Raw genomic sequence first — 15,490 nt, forward strand, 5'->3', positions numbered from 1 at the left:
TTCCCTTTTCAGTCAACAGACAGAATCGATCACTGGCGCGTATCGACCTGGATCAGCGGCTCGTCGACCAGCTTCGGCGCCGGCTTGCGGGCACGGCCGACGCGTACCGGTGCGGTTGCCTGGGCGGCCGCTTCCTGGGCTGCGCGCAGCTTTTCCGGATCGGTCGAGGCCAGGGTCAGGCCGGCGGCGCCGAGGGCTTCGGCGAGGTCGGCCGTGGCCGGCGCTGCCGGCGCTGCCGGAGCAGGCGCAGGTGCCGCGGCGACTGGCGCAGGTGCAGGAGCTGGCGCAGCGACAGGCGCCACAGCCTGGACAGCTGGCGCCTCGGCTGCTGGTGCTTCAGCAACTGGTGCCTGAGCGGCCGGTGCTTCAGGGGCCGGTGCTTCAGCAACCGCCGGGGCAGCCTGCACCGGCTTGGCGGCCGGTTTCGGCTGGGCCGCGGCGATCGAGGCGGCGGTCGGGAAGAACCAGGTCTGGCTGGTCGCTGCCGGCACGCCGAACGACGGCACCGGCTGTGCTACAGGCGCCGGGGCAGCGGCCGGTGCAGCCGCAGCGGCTGCCTTGGCTTGCGCCGCGGCCGAGGCAGCTGCCACTGAGGCGGCGGTCGGGAACGGCCATGGCGCCTGCTTGGCGGCTTGCTGGCGGCCTTCGCCGCGGCCGCGGCCACGGCTGCTCTTCTCGGCGGCGGCGACCTTGGCGGCTTCCTCGTCGGCGACCGGCATGAATGCCGGCGTGCCTTCGTTCTCGCCGTGTTCGCCTGCCTCGATCTCGCTGCCGTCGCGGTCGCGGCGGTTACGGTTGCGGCCACCGCGGCGGCGGCGGCGGCGCGGCTCGTCGCCGCCTTCGCCGTCGATCTCTTCACCCTGCGGGCCGGTGCTCGTCACGGCCTTGACGGCGTGCTCGAGCTGGTCGCCGTGCGGCGTCGTGGTCGACAGGTCCGATTCAGGCGTCGGGATGGCCGTCACGTTGACTTCGTCGAGCTTGGTCTCGAGCGGCTGCTGGCGCTCGGCGCGTTCGCGCGGCTGGCGCGGTGCGCGTTCCGGACGCTCGGCACGCTCCGGACGTTCGGCGCGTTCGCCACGTTCGGCGCGTGGCGCCTGCACGGCGGCCTCGGCGCCTTCGCGGGCTTCACGCGGTGCGCGCGGCTCGCGCGGCGGACGCGGTGCGCGTGCCGGCTTGCCTTCCTGCTCGGCTGCCTTGACGGTCTCGTCGACGCCGGGTTTCACGCCTTCGCGTTGACCTTCGCGGTCTTCGCGGCTGCGCTCGGACTTGCCGTTGCGGCCCTCGTTGCGGCCCTCATTGCGGCCATTCCGGGTACGCTGGCCACGGCCATTGCGCTCGCCGCGCTCGGCCGGCGCCGGGGCTGCCGGCTTGACCGGCTCGGCCACGACCGGCGCCGGAGCAAGTGGTTCCGGTGCACCGAAGAAGAAGCTCTTCAGTTTGCCGAAGAAGCCGGTCGGAGCAGGCGCAATCTGCACCGGGGCGACCGGCACCTCGACCGGCTTGGCCGGTTTCGCCGCTTCGCTGCGGTCGACCACCGGCGCCGGCTGGGCCGGGGTGATGGTCTTGACCATGGCTTCCTGGCGCGGCTTGGCTTCTTCCTTCTGGCGCTTGCTGTAAGCCATGTCGGTTTCGGCGGTCTCGGCCAGCGTGTAGCTCGACGGCGCTTCTTCCAGGCGCGGATCGTCGTGCTTGATGCGCTCGAGCTTGTAGTGCGGGGTGTCGAGGTGCTTGTTCGGCACCAGGATCACGGTGATGCGGTGGCGGTTCTCGATCTTCAGGACTTCGCCGCGCTTTTCGTTCAACAGGAAGGCGGCGACGTCGACCGGCACTTGCACGTGGATCGTGGCCGAGTTTTCCTTCATCGCCTCTTCCTGGATGATGCGCAGGACTTGCAGGGCCGAGGATTCGGTGTCGCGGATGTGGCCGGTACCCGAGCAGCGCGGGCAGGTCACGTGCGAGCCTTCGGACAGCGACGGACGCAGGCGCTGGCGCGACAGTTCCATCAGGCCGAAGCGCGAGATCTTGCCCATCTGCACGCGTGCACGGTCGTGGTGCAGGGCGTCCTTCAGGCGGGTTTCGACTTCGCGCTGGTTCTTGGCGACTTCCATGTCGATGAAGTCGATGACGATCAGGCCGCCAAGGTCGCGCAGGCGCAGCTGGCGCGCCACTTCGTCGGCCGCTTCGCAGTTGGTGTTGAAGGCGGTGGTCTCGATGTCCGAGCCGCGCGTGGCGCGCGCCGAGTTGACGTCGATGGAGACCAGCGCTTCGGTGTGGTCGATGACGATCGCGCCGCCCGATGGCAGGGGCACAGTACGTGCGTAGGCGGTTTCGATCTGGTGTTCGATCTGGAAACGCGAGAACAGCGGCACGTCGTCGCTGTAGCGCTTCACGCGGTGCGCCATGTCGGGCATCACGTGGCTCATGAACTGCTGGGCCTGGTCGTAGATCTCGTCGGTGTCGATCAGGACTTCGCCGATGTCAGGCTGGAAATAATCGCGGATGGCGCGGATGACCAGCGAGCTTTCCTGGTAGATCAGGAAGGCGCCCGATGCCGACTTGCCGGCGCCTTCGATGGCGCGCCAGAGTTGCATCAGGTAGTTCAGATCCCACTGCAGTTCTTCGACGTTGCGGCCGATGCCGGCGGTGCGGGCAATCACCGACATACCTTGCGGCAAGTCCAGCTTGTCCATCGTCTCGCGCAGTTCCTGGCGCTCTTCGCCTTCGACACGGCGCGACACGCCGCCGCCGCGCGGGTTATTCGGCATCAGCACCAGGTAGCGGCCGGCCAGCGAGATGAACGAGGTCAGGGCCGCGCCCTTGTTGCCGCGCTCTTCCTTCTCGACCTGCACCATGATTTCCTGGCCTTCGCGCAGGGCTTCCTTGATGGAGGCATTGCGAACGTCGACGCCCTCGCGGAAGTAAGTACGGGCAACTTCTTTGAAGGGGAGGAAGCCGTGGCGGTCTTCGCCGTAGCTGACGAAGCAAGCTTCGAGGGAGGGTTCGATGCGGGTGATGACACCCTTGTAGATATTCGACTTGCGCTGTTCGCGTCCGGCCGTTTCAATATCGATGTCGATCAGTTTCTGGCCATCGACGATTGCTACGCGCAACTCTTCTTGCTGCGTAGCGTTAAACAACATGCGTTTCATTTTTATTAACTCCGCGACCCGTGGGCCGTTCCATGCCGCCTTGCCAGGGCGGCGCAACTACAGGGACATACGCGGGAGGGGAGAGCTGGAGGGGGGTATGCCCGGGCGTGCGGCAGAGCGATGCATACAACTCGCTGCCGCAACAGGGCGCATGGAATCAATCGTCATGCCGAGGGCACGCCCTACCTGGGCCGCTCATCCCGAGCGGCACGTCAAGGTGGAGGCAATGCGCACAAAACCAGCCAGACCGTTTATAGCGACCAAACCTGGGCTGCGGCGACAGGCGATGGAATCAGCCTTGCCGCGCGAGCCTTGGGGATGAGGCCTGCAACAATCGGGCGAAACGACAAGCGTTATCGACACCATCTAACCGGCGAGCTTCGTTGGGAAGCTTTCCGGTACTTATCCTTACAGTTCCAAACAATCCAATCCGGCACTCCTGCACGCGATCCGATTACAACTGCGGTGCAACCTTGAACTGCGCAGGAATGTGCGTACACGTTTTTTCCATCGAATTTGCAAGCCTGCGGGGCCGATGGAGCGTGCCCCTGTGTAAAATATCGTTTTAATTCTTACACCTGCAGAGGTTTGACCGCCGCCTGTCGATTATATATTCAAAATGAAGGACTTAGAGAGAATTTCTGGGAAGACAATCCAAATGAAGATGCAAAGCGATGTTGTTCCCCCTTCATCACAGGCGTTAGCAGCAACTTTCGTCACGATCACCGAAGAAGAAGCTGGACAGCGCATCGATAATTACCTGCTGCGCGTCTGCAAGGGCGTACCGAAAAGCCACATTTACCGCATCCTGCGTTCCGGCGAAGTCCGGGTCAACAAGGGCCGCATCGACCAGTTATACCGTCTCGCCGCCGGCGACCTGGTGCGCATTCCGCCGATCCGCCTGGCTGAAAAGACGCACACCGCGCCGGTGCCGGGCGCCGAATTCAAGATCGTCCACGAGGACAATCACCTGCTGGTCATCGACAAGCCGGCCGGCGTGGCCGTGCATGGCGGCTCGGGCGTCTCGTATGGTGTGATCGAGCAATTGCGCGCGGCGCGGCCGGATGCCAAGTTCCTGGAACTGGTGCACCGCCTCGACCGCGAAACCTCGGGCCTGCTCCTGCTGGCAAAGAAGCGTTCGGCGCTCACCAATTTGCACGAGCAGATGCGCGACGGCCACACGGACAAGCGTTACCTGGCGGCCGTGGCCGGCGACTGGATCAACAAGCGCCAGCACGTCAAGTTGCCGCTGCACAAGTTTTCGACGCCGGACGGCGAGCGCCGCGTGGTGGTGCAGGCGGGCGGTATGGAATCGCACACGATTTTCAACCTGCTGCGCAAATGGGAAAGTTTCGCCCTGCTGGAAGCCGAACTCAAGACCGGACGGACGCACCAGATCCGCGTGCACCTGGCGTCGAGCGGTTTTCCGATCCTGGGCGACGAAAAATATGGCGATTTCGCCCTGAACAAGCAATTGCAAAAGGCCGATGCCACGCGCGGCGCCCTGCGGCGCATGTTCCTGCACGCCTATAAGATCACCTTCACGCATCCGGAAACGGGCAAACCGCTGACCCTGCAGGCACCCTTGCCAGCGGAATGCGATCGTTTCTTGTTAAGCTTGGGGCAGGCAATGAATTAAATGTCGTGTGGATGGCTTGCCGTCCACACGTTACGCACAATAACGAGGAGCCGGTAAAACGCCGGATGAAATGCCAAGAAAGCAATTTGATCTGATCGTATTCGACTGGGACGGCACGCTGATGGACAGCACGGTCGCCATCGTCAAGTGCATCCAGGCAGCCGCACGCGACGTCGGCCTGCCGGTGCCGAGCGACGCGGCCGCCGCCCATGTCATCGGACTGGCGCTGCCGGAAGCGATGCAGGCGGCCGTGCCCGACATGCCGGCGGCAATGTACCCGCGCATGGTCGAGCGCTACCGCTATCACTTCCTCACCAAAGACCATGAACTAGTGCTGTTCAAGGGCGTTCGCGAGATGTTGAGCGAACTTAGCCAGCAGGGCTATTTCCTGGCAGTGGCTACCGGCAAGAGCCGGGTCGGCCTGAACCGGGCGCTGAATGCGGCCGGCTTGTTGTCGATGTTCGACGCCACGCGCTGCGCCGACGAAACCTTTTCCAAGCCGCATCCGGCCATGCTGCAGGAATTGACGCGCGAACTGGGCCAGGACATGCGGCGCACGGTGATGATCGGCGACACCACCCACGACCTGCTGATGGCCAAGAACGCCGGCGCCGCCGCCATCGCGGTGGAGTATGGCGCCCATCCGGTCGATCAGCTGCAAGCCTGCCGTCCGCTCTATTCGGCGAAAAGCGCGGTCGAGCTGCACGCCTGGCTGGCCGAGTACGCGTGAGCCCGCATGTGAGCCCGAAGCCCGCTGCGCTGCCCGAGATATTGATCTGCGATTCCGCCGCGCTGGTCGACGGCGGAGCGGGCGTGCGCTTTCCGGTCGCCGTGTTTGGCGAGGAGGCGGTCGGCTTCGTGGTACGGTTCCGGGGCACGGCCTATGCCTACCTGAACCGCTGCGTCCATGTGCCGATGGAATTGGACTGGGTGCAAGGCCAGTTTTTCGAGTCGGGCGGGGAATACCTGATGTGCGCCACGCACGGCGCCGTCTACCGGCCCGACACGGGCGCCTGCGCCGGCGGCCCTTGCCGTGGCGGCAAGCTGCGACCGATCGCAGTGCGCGAAGAGGGCGGCAAGGTGTACTGGCAACCGGACGAGCGCATGAGCCCGCCGATTTCCACCAACTAAAACAGCATTCTTTTAATTCACGGGGCCTCGAGAAACCGTAATGAGCGAGAACATCAACAACGACGGCGAAGGCCGGTTTGCCGCCGATCCCACGGCGGGCAACTGGGAGCGCGAGACGCTCGAAAAACTTGTGTTCGCCACGATCAAGGAGCGGCGCGCGGCGCGGCGCTGGAGCATCTTCTTCAGGCTGGCTTTTCTCATCGTCATCATCGCCGGCTTGTGGACTTATTTCGACATCAGCCTGGGAGGCGACGACGAAAACCTCGGCCGCCACACGGCGTTAATCGAAATTAACGGCGAAATCGAAGCAGAAGGCAGCGGCGCGGCCGACAATGTGATCCCGTCGCTGAACAAGGCCTTCGCCGACGCCGGCTCGGCCGCGGTGGTGCTGCGCATCGACAGCCCCGGCGGCAGTCCGGTGCAGGCGGGCATCATCGTCGACGAGATCCGGCGCCTGAAACGCGGCTATCCCGACAAGCCTCTGTATGTCGTGGTCGACGAGATCTGCGCCTCGGGCGGCTATTACATCGCCGCCGCAGCCGACCGCATCTATGTGAACAAGGCTAGCATCGTCGGCTCGGTCGGCGTGCTGATGGACAGCTTCGGCTTCACCGGCACCATGGAAAAGCTGGGCGTCGAACGGCGCCTGTTGACGGCCGGCGCCAACAAGGGCTTCCTCGACCCGTTCAGCCCGCAGTCGGACAAGCACCGCGCCCACGCCCAGGAAATGCTCAACGAAATCCACCAGCAATTCATCACAGTGGTGCGCGCCGGCCGCGGCACGCGGCTGAAGGAAACGCCGGACATGTTCTCGGGCCTGTACTGGACGGGTGCGAAAGCCGTCGACATGGGCCTGGCTGACGGCTTCGGCACAGTCGACACGGTGGCGCGCGACATCGTCAAGGCCGAAGACATCGTCGACTACACCGCGCACGAAGGCTTGCCAGAAAGAGTGCTGAAGAAATTCGGCGCTTCGGTGGGTGAGGGTGCGATGAAGGCAATGTCCCGCACGACACTTCCTAAACTTAACTGATTATGCTCAATATGTCCTTGAATGTTCCGCAATATGCACTATAGTGAAGCTTGTAGTTCTTTCCAGGAGGGGCGATCAATAACACGTGCCAACCTGTTCGCAATCCTTCAAAGTTTGGTGACACAGCCATCCGCATACGTGCGGTTTTCGAGAGAATTCAATTCCTCATAGCAACAGTCCTTTCTGGGAAACGAAAACGACGGCGTAAGCCGTCGTTTTCATTTATGCGTGGGATTGATGAATCGGCACGAATTAATGAGCCAAGGTCATAAGTAGGGTGGGCGGCTCCACTCAGGCTGATGCGCTGACGCTGCGGACGCGCCGCCCACGCGTTCAACGATCTTCTGAACTTCTGTGGTACGCGTCTGTGCATTGAACGCGTGGGCGGCGCATCGACAGCGTGAGCATATAGTTTCGGGTGAAGCCGGCTATCCTAAGCTCGACCCGCCGCGCGCATTCACGCCGCCTCATCCTCGGTCGTCTCTTCGTCATGCTGCACGAATCCCCCCTGCTCGAGCCAGGCCTGGAAGTCGCGCTGGGCGCGGGCGAACCAGGCGGCGCGCAGGGGCGGGCGGCCATGGCCGCTCAGGTGCGGCAGGTTGCCGCTGCTTGTCCAGCGCGCCAGCGCCAGGCGGGTGGGAAACTGGGCGCACTGCGAACGCGCCAGCGCGAGACGCGCCGACCGGAGCGACGCGGAAGCGACGGCAGGGCGGGGGGCATCGTGTGGCGTGAATTTCAATGCTTGCATGTTGTCCTCTTTTTGTTGAGTAATTAGTCCTAGCGCTTCCTCATCGATTCCGGACACGCTGTAGGTCGATTCCTAATGGAGTTGAAGTCTATCAATGGATCTCCCGCTACGATTGATCTAGCGCAAACGGACGCATGGTTACGATCCTCAGGGCAACAGTCCGTTCCCGCCATTGGCCCGGCCCTTGTGTAAAGCTGGCCGCTTTTGTGGAAGGCGCGCCCCTTCTGTTAAAGTCTCGCCCATGAGTAAATTATCCCTGGATCGCATCCTGCAATCGCAGGGCTTCGGCACCCGCAAGTACTGCCGCGCCCTGATCGAGGACGGCGACGTTGCCGTCAACGGCGACATCGTCGACAACTACAAACTGAGCGTCGAAACCGACGGCCTGGTGCTCACCGTCTTCGACGAGGAATGGGTATACCGCGAGCGCGTCTACATCGCCCTGTACAAGCCCGCCAATTTCGAGTGTTCGCGCAAACCCAGCCACCATCCGGGCGTGCTGACCCTGTTGCCGGAACAGTTCGGCTGGCGCGACGTGCAGCCGGTCGGCCGCCTCGACCACGACACCACCGGTCTGCTGCTGATGTCGGACGACGGCCCCTTCATCCACGCCCAGTCCTCGCCCAAGCGCCACGTGCCCAAGGTCTACCAGGCCACGACCGCCGAGCCGGTGACCCCCGAGCTGGTGGCGCAATTGCTGGACGGCGTGCAGCTGCACGACGAACCGGCGCCGCTGCGCGCCGTGTCCTGCGTCGCGCGCGGCGACAAGGGCATCGAGATCGTGCTGGAGCAGGGCAAATACCATCAGGTAAAGCGCATGCTGGCGGCCGCCGGCAACCATTGCAGCGCCCTGCATCGCTCGGCGATCGGCGGGCTTACGCTGGAATCGCTGGGGATCAAGGAAGGAGAGTGGTGCTTCCTGGAGCAGGCGCAGCTGGATCTGCTGGTGCCCTCGACCTGAACCCGTACTGCATGCCTGGGGCCGTCCTCAGGCATGCAGACCGCATACGTGCGACGGAAAATTGCGGTTTTAGTCACAATACGTATTGACTCGCGTCAGATCGTGGTCGGCGCGCATGTGCAGTCGGACGCGACGGCGTATTTTCGCAACCGATCCCCGTTCACTATGCCGTATTCCACTCGCCCCCTCCTGTTATCCCTGCCCCTGCTGTTTTCCTTCAACGCGGCCGCGCAAGATGCGCCGAAGGTGCTGGCCGATTGCGCCAACATCGGCGACAACACCCTGCGCCTGGCCTGCTTCGACAAGCTGGCCGCCACGCCGGCGCCGCGTACCGAGGCCGCCGTCGTCGTCAACCCGGCGGTCGATCCGGCCAACCCGGCCGCCGGCGCCGCGCCTGCCACCGCGACGGTCGCGGTCGTCACCGCCCAGCCGTCGGCCGAGAGCAGCGCCAAGTTCAGCCAGTTCGACCATTGGGAACTCGATCAACCGTATCGCCGCGGCGTCTTCAAGTTCCGTCCGCACCATGCGAATTACCTGATCGCGACCCGTACCTACCGTCCGAACGACAAGCCCTACGAGGTCTTCCGCGAACTGGCCGGCGAGGACATCAACCTGTCAAAGGGCGAACTCGCCTACCAGCTCAGCTTCAAGCTGAAGATGATGGAAGGCGCCTTCGGCAAACCGGTCGACCTGTGGTTCGGCTATACCCAGAATAGCTTCTGGCAGGCCGCCAACAGCAAGGCTTCCAGCCCTTTCCGCGAGACTAATTACCAGCCGGAAGTAATGGCGATCGTGCCGCTCAAGCTGGAACTGGGTGGCGTCAAGATCACCCATGCCGGCCTCGGCCTGAACCACCAGTCGAATGGCCAGTCGGGCATGCTGTCGCGCAGCTGGAACCGGATCTATGCCCAGTTCGGCATCGAGAAGGATGGTTTTTCGGCCACCGGCCGCGTCTGGAAGCGCCTGAACGAAAACGCCAACGAGGACGACAACCCGGATCTGGTCGACTACATGGGCCGCGGCGACCTGGCGCTGGCCTACCGCCGCGACGGCCACATCTATTCGTCGACGCTGCGCTACAACCTGCACACCAACCGCGGCGCGATCCAGGCCGGCTGGGCCTTCCCGCTGGCCGGCAACCTCAAGGGCTACGCTCAGGCCTTCGCCGGCTATGGCCAGAGCCTGATCGACTACAACTATTTCCAGCGCTCGATCGGCCTGGGCATGCTCGGCACTTTCTGACCTGCACTACAATGGCGGGCTCGATGATTTTGTCTGTCCGCCAATGAAACTTGCAACGATCAAGGATGGCAGCCGCGACGGCCAGCTGGCCGTCGTCGCGCGCGACCTGAAAACTGCCCACATGGCCGACGCCATCGCGCCGACCCTGCAGGCCGCGCTCGACGACTGGGCCTTCATGGCGCCCCAACTCGACGGCCTGTACGCGCAACTCAATAGCGGCCAGGCACGGCGCGCCTTCGATTTCGATCCCGCGCACTGCATGGCGCCGCTGCCGCGCGCGTCCAGCTGGACGATGGGCGCAGCCTGGCAGCAGCCCACGGCCGAAGAACCGGTGATGGTGGGCGGCGGCGAGCCGCTTGGTGCGCATGAGGAGATTGTCCTTGCCCACGAGGAATGGGGCATCGATTTCGGGGCCGGAATCGCGGCCATCCTCGACGACGTACCGATGGGCGCGACGCCCGACGAGGCCCATGGCCGCATCCGCCTGCTCACCCTCGTCAATGAGATCAGCCTGCGCGCCCTGATGCCGGACGAGCTGGCTCGGGGCGGCGGTCTCCTGCAATCGAAGCCGGCCACGGGGTTTGCGCCGGTGGCGATCACGCCCGACGAACTGGGCGACGCCTGGCGCGGCGGCAAACTGCACCTGCGCCTGCGCGCGGCCCTGAACGGCAACCTGGTGGGGCAGCCGGATGCCGGCGTCGACATGACCTTCAATTTTCCGCAACTGGTGGCGCACCTCTGCAAGACGCGCCGGGTGCGTGCCGGCAGCATCGTCGGCGCCGGGCCGGTGGCGAACAAAACCAGTACCAAACGCGGAGCGGTGGCGCCGGGATATGCCAGTATTGCCGACCAGCGCGCCATCGAAACCCTGGCCGACGGGGAGGCGAGTACGCCGTATTTGCGCTTCGGCGATACGATTCGCGTGGAGATGCTGGATGAAAGGGGGAAGTCGGTGTTTGGGGCGATTGAACAGAAAATCGCGAAGGCGTAGGTTGCCGGTTTTATCGGGATTTCGATTGCCGGCTTTTAACGGCCGTGGAGTCGGGACTCCACTCTACGAAGCCCGGTACAGCATCACCGTCCATTCCAGAAACTGCCCTCCACCGCCTTCCCGCGTAAATCCACCTCCACCGGCGGCGCCATTTTTCTGACGGTGCGCGCCAGCCGCAATGTGCCATCCGGCGCATGCACCCGAAACCAGAGCAGGGCAATCGCCGAGAGGCGCAGCTGTTGGCCCGTAAATAACTTGTCCTCCACGATGCTCATCCCTTCCAGGCGCAGGTCGAAATCGAGCACGGGCGCACCGGCCGTGCGCTGGGCATAGCCGAGATAGCGCGCGGCATTCGTCAGTGGACTCCTATCGCCCGTTTCGCCGGCGCGCAGCGAGTCGATAAAGGCGTCGATGGCTTTCAGGACGGCGCCGGCCGCGCTGGCCACCGCCCCCATGTCGCGTTTTTCCTCGCCTTTCGCCGCGTCGGCCAGCTTGTCCAGGATCGCGATGCGGTTGGCATAGTCGGCGCGGTGGCTGGCGAGCGAGCGCAGCTTGCCGAGCAGGCGCTCGTGCTGGGCCGCGTCGAGTTCGCCCAGGTAGCCGCCGCCGAGGCCGGCGATGCGCTCGGGGCAGCGCTCCGCCAGGGCGCTCGCGAACAGGGCGCGGGCGCCGTCGCCATAGGCGATGCCGGACGCGGTCACGTCGGTCTTGAACAGGGAGCTGGTATCCGCCGCGGCGCGTAGGACGCCTGGCACCACGGTCAGCGCGACTGCCAGCGTGCCGCCGAGCGCGCCGGGCGGGGTGTGGGCGTCGATATAGGCCTGCATGTCCTTGTTGCGGCGCGCCAGCTCGTCAGCCAAACGCAGGAGTGCATCGTTAACACCGCGCGCGGCGACGATCCCGGCGCTGGTGGCCGGGTCGTGGACGACGCTGCGCGCATCGGACGGCAGGGCAGTGCAGACCTCGCCGGCGAGCTCGCGCGCCAGGTCGACCGCGCGCACCAGGCCGGCAGCGCCGAACTGGCGCATGTCGAGCTTACCTTCCAGGGGACGGCTCATTGCCGGCGGCAACTGGGCGAGCAGGGCCGCGCGCTCGGCCTCGCGCATAGCCTGGCGCGTTTCGGCTTCGCGCTGGGCCATGATGGCATCGGCGTTCGATTCCAGAATCCGCAATTCGAGCGCCTGTTTCGCGGCATCGAGATCGCTTTTGGAAATGGATTGAGCATGTCCTGGAGAAACGGAAAAAACGAAAATGAATAATGCTAGGCAACCATATTGAACACTGAGAAAGAATTTCAAGCGTGGCTCCGAATAAAGGTGTAACGGGATGTAAATATTGGCGCTTAAAACGTGGCAGAAATACGTCATAACCTGTCACCAAATGTCGGAAAATATTATAAAAAGCTGCTTCAATAAATATTGCCATTCCTCAATTCGGTTATCGAACCCCCAAAACGCCACACAAAATCAGCGACTTAGGCTTTTGCCATGCGCGCTGGATGAACCGGAAGTGAATAAGGCACGATTGCCGTCCGGTTGATGCTTTCTGTGGAGAAATGCGTTAGAATTCGGCGGCTAATCAAGTCCCATTTATGGAACCAATAGAAACCAACATCGTTGCTTTTGAACTCGGCCTGGCAGTTTCGCTGGTGTGTTCCCTGCTGCTGGTCGCGACAACGCGCTGGCATGGCCGGTTCACGCTCGACGCCACCGCCGGCGTGCAGAAGTTCCACAGCGTGCCGACGCCCCGCATCGGCGGACTGGCGATCATGCTGGGACTGGTGTTCGCCTGCGTGGTGTCCTCGCCATCGCAGCAGCAATTGCTCGCGCCGTTGCTCTGCGCCGCCGCGCCCGCTTTCCTGTTCGGCATCGCCGAAGACATGACGCGCCGCGTCTCGATCGGCGCGCGCCTGATCGCGACCATGGCCAGCGGCGTGGCCTGCTGGGCGCTGACGGGCGTCAGCATTACCCACACCGGTATCGACCTGCTCGACGTGGCGCTGACCTGGCTGCCGCTGTCGGTGCTGTTCACCGCGTTTGCCGTGGGCGGCGTGGCGAATGCGGTCAACATCATTGACGGTTTCAATGGCCTGGCCAGCGGCACGGTCGTGATCGGCCTGGTGGCGGTCGGCATGATCGCCCTCGAGTGCGGCGACGCCGAACTGGCGCAAACCTGCTTCATCATCTGCGCCGTGACGGCCGGTTTCTTCCTTGTTAATTTCCCGTACGGTAAATTGTTCCTGGGCGATGGCGGCGCCTACCTGCTGGGCTTCCTGCTTGCCTGGCTGTCGGTGACCCTGGTCTACCGCAATCCGCAGGTGTCGAGCTGGGCACCGTTGCTGGCCTGCGCTTACCCGACCTTCGAAACCGTGTTCACGATCGCGCGCCGCCTCTGGTGCCGCCGCCATCCCGGCCAGCCCGACAGCTGCCACCTGCACAGCCTGGTCAAGATCGCCGTCGCCAGCCGCTATTTCCGCAAGTTCCGCGCACCGGTGCGCAATGCCTGCGTGTCGCCGTTCTCCTGGCTGCTGGCCGCCGTGCCGGCCTGGTTCGCGGTGCGCTTCCCGCAGGATTCGACCACCCTGGTGCAGGGCACGCTGATCAGCTTCGGCCTCTACCTGGGCTGCTACTGGTACATGGCGTCCGCGGCCCGTGCGCGCCGCCGCCGCGCGATGCGTCCGCAACCGGCGCGCGTCTCGCTGGCCGACCTCGAATCCGAATCCGCCTCGCTGCAGTCCTGATCCGGGGCGCCCCGGCGCCCACATCATGTTCGTCCAAGCCCTCGCCATCCCCGATGTATTGCTGCTCACGCCCCAGGTGCACGGGGACGGGCGCGGCTTTCTCTACGAAAGTTTTCACCAGGAGCGCTTCGACGCCGCCATCGGACGCCCCGTGCGCTTCGTCCAGGACAACCACTCGAAATCCGGCGCCGGCGTGCTGCGCGGCCTGCATTACCAGGTAAAACAAGCGCAAGGCAAGCTGGTGCGCGCCGTGGCCGGCAGCGTGTTCGACGTGGCGGTCGACCTGCGCCGTCGATCGCCCCATTTCGGGAAATGGGTCGGCGCCGAGCTGAGCGCGGAGAATTGCCGCCAGATGTGGATTCCGGAAGGGTTTGCGCACGGCTTCCTGGTGCTCTCGCAAGAGGCTGAGCTTCTGTACAAAGCCACCGACTACTGGGCGCCGGAGCACGAGCGCTGCATCGCCTGGGACGATCCGCAGCTGGCGGTCGCCTGGCCGCTGGCCGCGCCGCCTGTCCTGTCGGCCAAAGACCTGGGCGGCAGCGCCTTTCGCAACGCCGACCTGTTCGACTGATTTGGCGGTACTTTTCCTCCTTGTTCCTTCTATAGCCGTAGTGCAATAGCGGCGATAATCCCTCCTTGCATGGTGTAACGGTAACCAGGGGAGCGGAAGATGGCGGAAGACAGCGACGCAGAGAAGACAGAAGACGCAAGCCCCAGAAGACTGGAAAAGGCCCGCGAAGACGGCGACGTTCCCCGGTCGCGCGAGCTCGCCACCTTCGCCGTCCTGATGACCGCCGGCGCCGGCCTCTGGATCACCGGCGGCAGCCTCGCCGGCCGCCTGTCGGGCGCGCTCGCTTCCGGCCTGAGCCTGAACCGCGACCAGATCTACAACCCGAACGTTCTCCTGGAACGCATCGCCAACGACGTCGGCGGCGTGATGCTGGCCTGCCTGCCGCTGGCCTTCGCCATCATGCTCGTCGCGCTGGCCGCGCCGCTGCTGATCGGCGGCTTCAATTTCAGTTCCAAAGCCTTCATGCCGAACTTCATGAAGCTGAACCCGATCAGCGGGATCGGCAACATGTTTTCCACCAATGCCCTGATCGAACTCCTCAAGGCGATCGCCAAGACCGTACTGGTCGGGGCCGTCGCCTGGGTCGTCATCATGAGCCAGAAGGACGCCGTGCTGGGCCTGGCCGTCGAGCCGCTGGGCGCGGGCACCGGCCACGTGGCTGACCTGATGGCGCGCGCCTTTCTCTTCATCGTCGGTTCGCTGGGCGTGGTCGCCCTGATCGACGCGCCTTACCAGCTTTGGCACTACAACAACAAGCTGAAGATGACGCGCCAGGAAATGATCCAGGAATCGAAGGAATCGGACGGCAATCCTCAGATTAAAGGGAAGATTCGCCAGATGCAGCGGCAAATGGCGCGCAACCGCATGATGCAGAATGTGCCCACTGCCGACGTCGTGGTGACCAACCCGACCCACTATGCGGTGGCGCTGAAGTACACCGACGGCCAGTCGGGCGCGCCGCGCGTCGTCGCCAAGGGCGCCGACGAGGTGGCGGCCAAGATCCGCGAACTGGCGCGCGAAAACAAGGTCGCGCTGCTGGAAGCACCGGCCCTGGCCCGTGCGCTCTGGAAGCACACGGAAATCGACGACGAAATCCCGGAAAAGCTGTACTCGGCGGTGGCGGAAGTGCTGGCCTACGTCTTCCAGCTGCGTAACTACAGCAAGGTCGGCGGCCATTATCCGGATCGTCCTACCAAGCTGCCGGTGCCGCCGGAGATGGATCCGCACAACCCAGCTTCACAAGTCAAACCCGCTGCAAAGCCGAACAACGAATAACGGAGCACCT

At 64.1% G+C, this 15,490-nt stretch carries 13 protein-coding genes; 10 read left to right on the plus strand and 3 right to left on the minus strand.

Annotated features, from left to right (window positions below):
• Positions 1-29: 29 nt before the first annotated feature.
• Positions 30-3,149 carry an Rne/Rng family ribonuclease gene (locus ASF77_RS17240; protein ID WP_056341939.1) on the minus strand — a complete coding sequence of 1,040 codons (3,120 nt, stop codon included), beginning with the start codon at positions 3,147-3,149 and terminating at the stop codon, positions 30-32.
• A gap of 658 nt (positions 3,150-3,807) precedes the next feature.
• Here ASF77_RS17240 and ASF77_RS17245 point away from each other — a divergent pair.
• The 4 genes from ASF77_RS17245 (at position 3,808) to ASF77_RS17260 (ending at position 6,952) form a co-directional block, all read left to right on the plus strand.
• Positions 3,808-4,788 carry an RluA family pseudouridine synthase gene (locus ASF77_RS17245; RefSeq protein ID WP_056341942.1) on the plus strand — a complete coding sequence of 327 codons (981 nt, stop codon included), beginning with the start codon at positions 3,808-3,810 and terminating at the stop codon, positions 4,786-4,788.
• A gap of 70 nt (positions 4,789-4,858) precedes the next feature.
• Entirely contained in the window at positions 4,859-5,518 is a 660-nt protein-coding gene (locus ASF77_RS17250) for an HAD-IIIA family hydrolase (RefSeq protein ID WP_056341944.1), read from the plus strand.
• A complete protein-coding gene (locus tag ASF77_RS17255; protein ID WP_229445472.1) occupies positions 5,515-5,919 on the plus strand; it encodes a Rieske (2Fe-2S) protein in 405 nt (134 codons plus the stop codon). The genes ASF77_RS17250 and ASF77_RS17255 overlap by 4 nt, the downstream gene beginning before the upstream one ends.
• Positions 5,920-5,959: 40 nt before the next feature.
• Entirely contained in the window at positions 5,960-6,952 is a 993-nt protein-coding gene (locus ASF77_RS17260; protein ID WP_056341948.1) for a S49 family peptidase, read from the plus strand.
• A 457-nt stretch (positions 6,953-7,409) separates the two neighbouring features.
• Here the strand turns inward: ASF77_RS17260 and ASF77_RS17265 are convergent, their stop codons facing one another.
• Positions 7,410-7,700 carry a hypothetical protein gene (locus tag ASF77_RS17265; RefSeq protein WP_056341953.1) on the minus strand — a complete coding sequence of 97 codons (291 nt, stop codon included), beginning with the start codon at positions 7,698-7,700 and terminating at the stop codon, positions 7,410-7,412.
• 241 nt (positions 7,701-7,941) lie between these two features.
• Here ASF77_RS17265 and ASF77_RS17270 point away from each other — a divergent pair, with 241 nt between their 5' ends.
• The 3 genes from ASF77_RS17270 to ASF77_RS17280 all read left to right on the plus strand — a co-directional run bounded on the left by ASF77_RS17270 (position 7,942) and on the right by ASF77_RS17280 (position 10,894).
• Positions 7,942-8,661, plus strand: coding sequence for a pseudouridine synthase (locus ASF77_RS17270; RefSeq protein WP_056341955.1), 720 nt, complete (start codon positions 7,942-7,944; stop codon positions 8,659-8,661).
• A 165-nt stretch (positions 8,662-8,826) separates the two neighbouring features.
• Complete coding sequence (locus ASF77_RS17275) at positions 8,827-9,903, plus strand: phospholipase A (protein WP_056341958.1); 1,077 nt, start codon at positions 8,827-8,829, stop codon at positions 9,901-9,903.
• A 43-nt stretch (positions 9,904-9,946) separates the two neighbouring features.
• A complete protein-coding gene (locus tag ASF77_RS17280; protein ID WP_056341961.1) occupies positions 9,947-10,894 on the plus strand; it encodes a fumarylacetoacetate hydrolase family protein in 948 nt (315 codons plus the stop codon).
• A gap of 83 nt (positions 10,895-10,977) precedes the next feature.
• Here ASF77_RS17280 and ASF77_RS17285 read toward each other — a convergent pair whose 3' ends face one another.
• On the minus strand, positions 10,978-12,066 hold the full coding sequence (locus tag ASF77_RS17285) for a hypothetical protein (RefSeq protein ID WP_056341964.1): 1,089 nt from the start codon (positions 12,064-12,066) through the stop codon (positions 10,978-10,980).
• A 419-nt stretch (positions 12,067-12,485) separates the two neighbouring features.
• On the opposite strand from ASF77_RS17285, the gene ASF77_RS17290 reads away from it, so the two are divergent.
• The 3 genes from ASF77_RS17290 (at position 12,486) to flhB (ending at position 15,480) form a co-directional block, all read left to right on the plus strand.
• A complete protein-coding gene (locus ASF77_RS17290) occupies positions 12,486-13,634 on the plus strand; it encodes a glycosyltransferase (RefSeq protein WP_082493850.1) in 1,149 nt (382 codons plus the stop codon).
• A 25-nt stretch (positions 13,635-13,659) separates the two neighbouring features.
• Complete coding sequence (rfbC, locus tag ASF77_RS17295; RefSeq protein ID WP_056341967.1) at positions 13,660-14,205, plus strand: dTDP-4-dehydrorhamnose 3,5-epimerase; 546 nt, start codon at positions 13,660-13,662, stop codon at positions 14,203-14,205.
• 99 nt (positions 14,206-14,304) lie between these two features.
• Positions 14,305-15,480 carry a flagellar biosynthesis protein FlhB gene (flhB, locus tag ASF77_RS17300; protein ID WP_056341970.1) on the plus strand — a complete coding sequence of 392 codons (1,176 nt, stop codon included), beginning with the start codon at positions 14,305-14,307 and terminating at the stop codon, positions 15,478-15,480.
• Positions 15,481-15,490 lie beyond the last annotated feature (10 nt).

The organism is Massilia sp. Leaf139 (assembly GCF_001424165.1).
GTDB lineage: Bacteria > Pseudomonadota > Gammaproteobacteria > Burkholderiales > Burkholderiaceae_D > Telluria.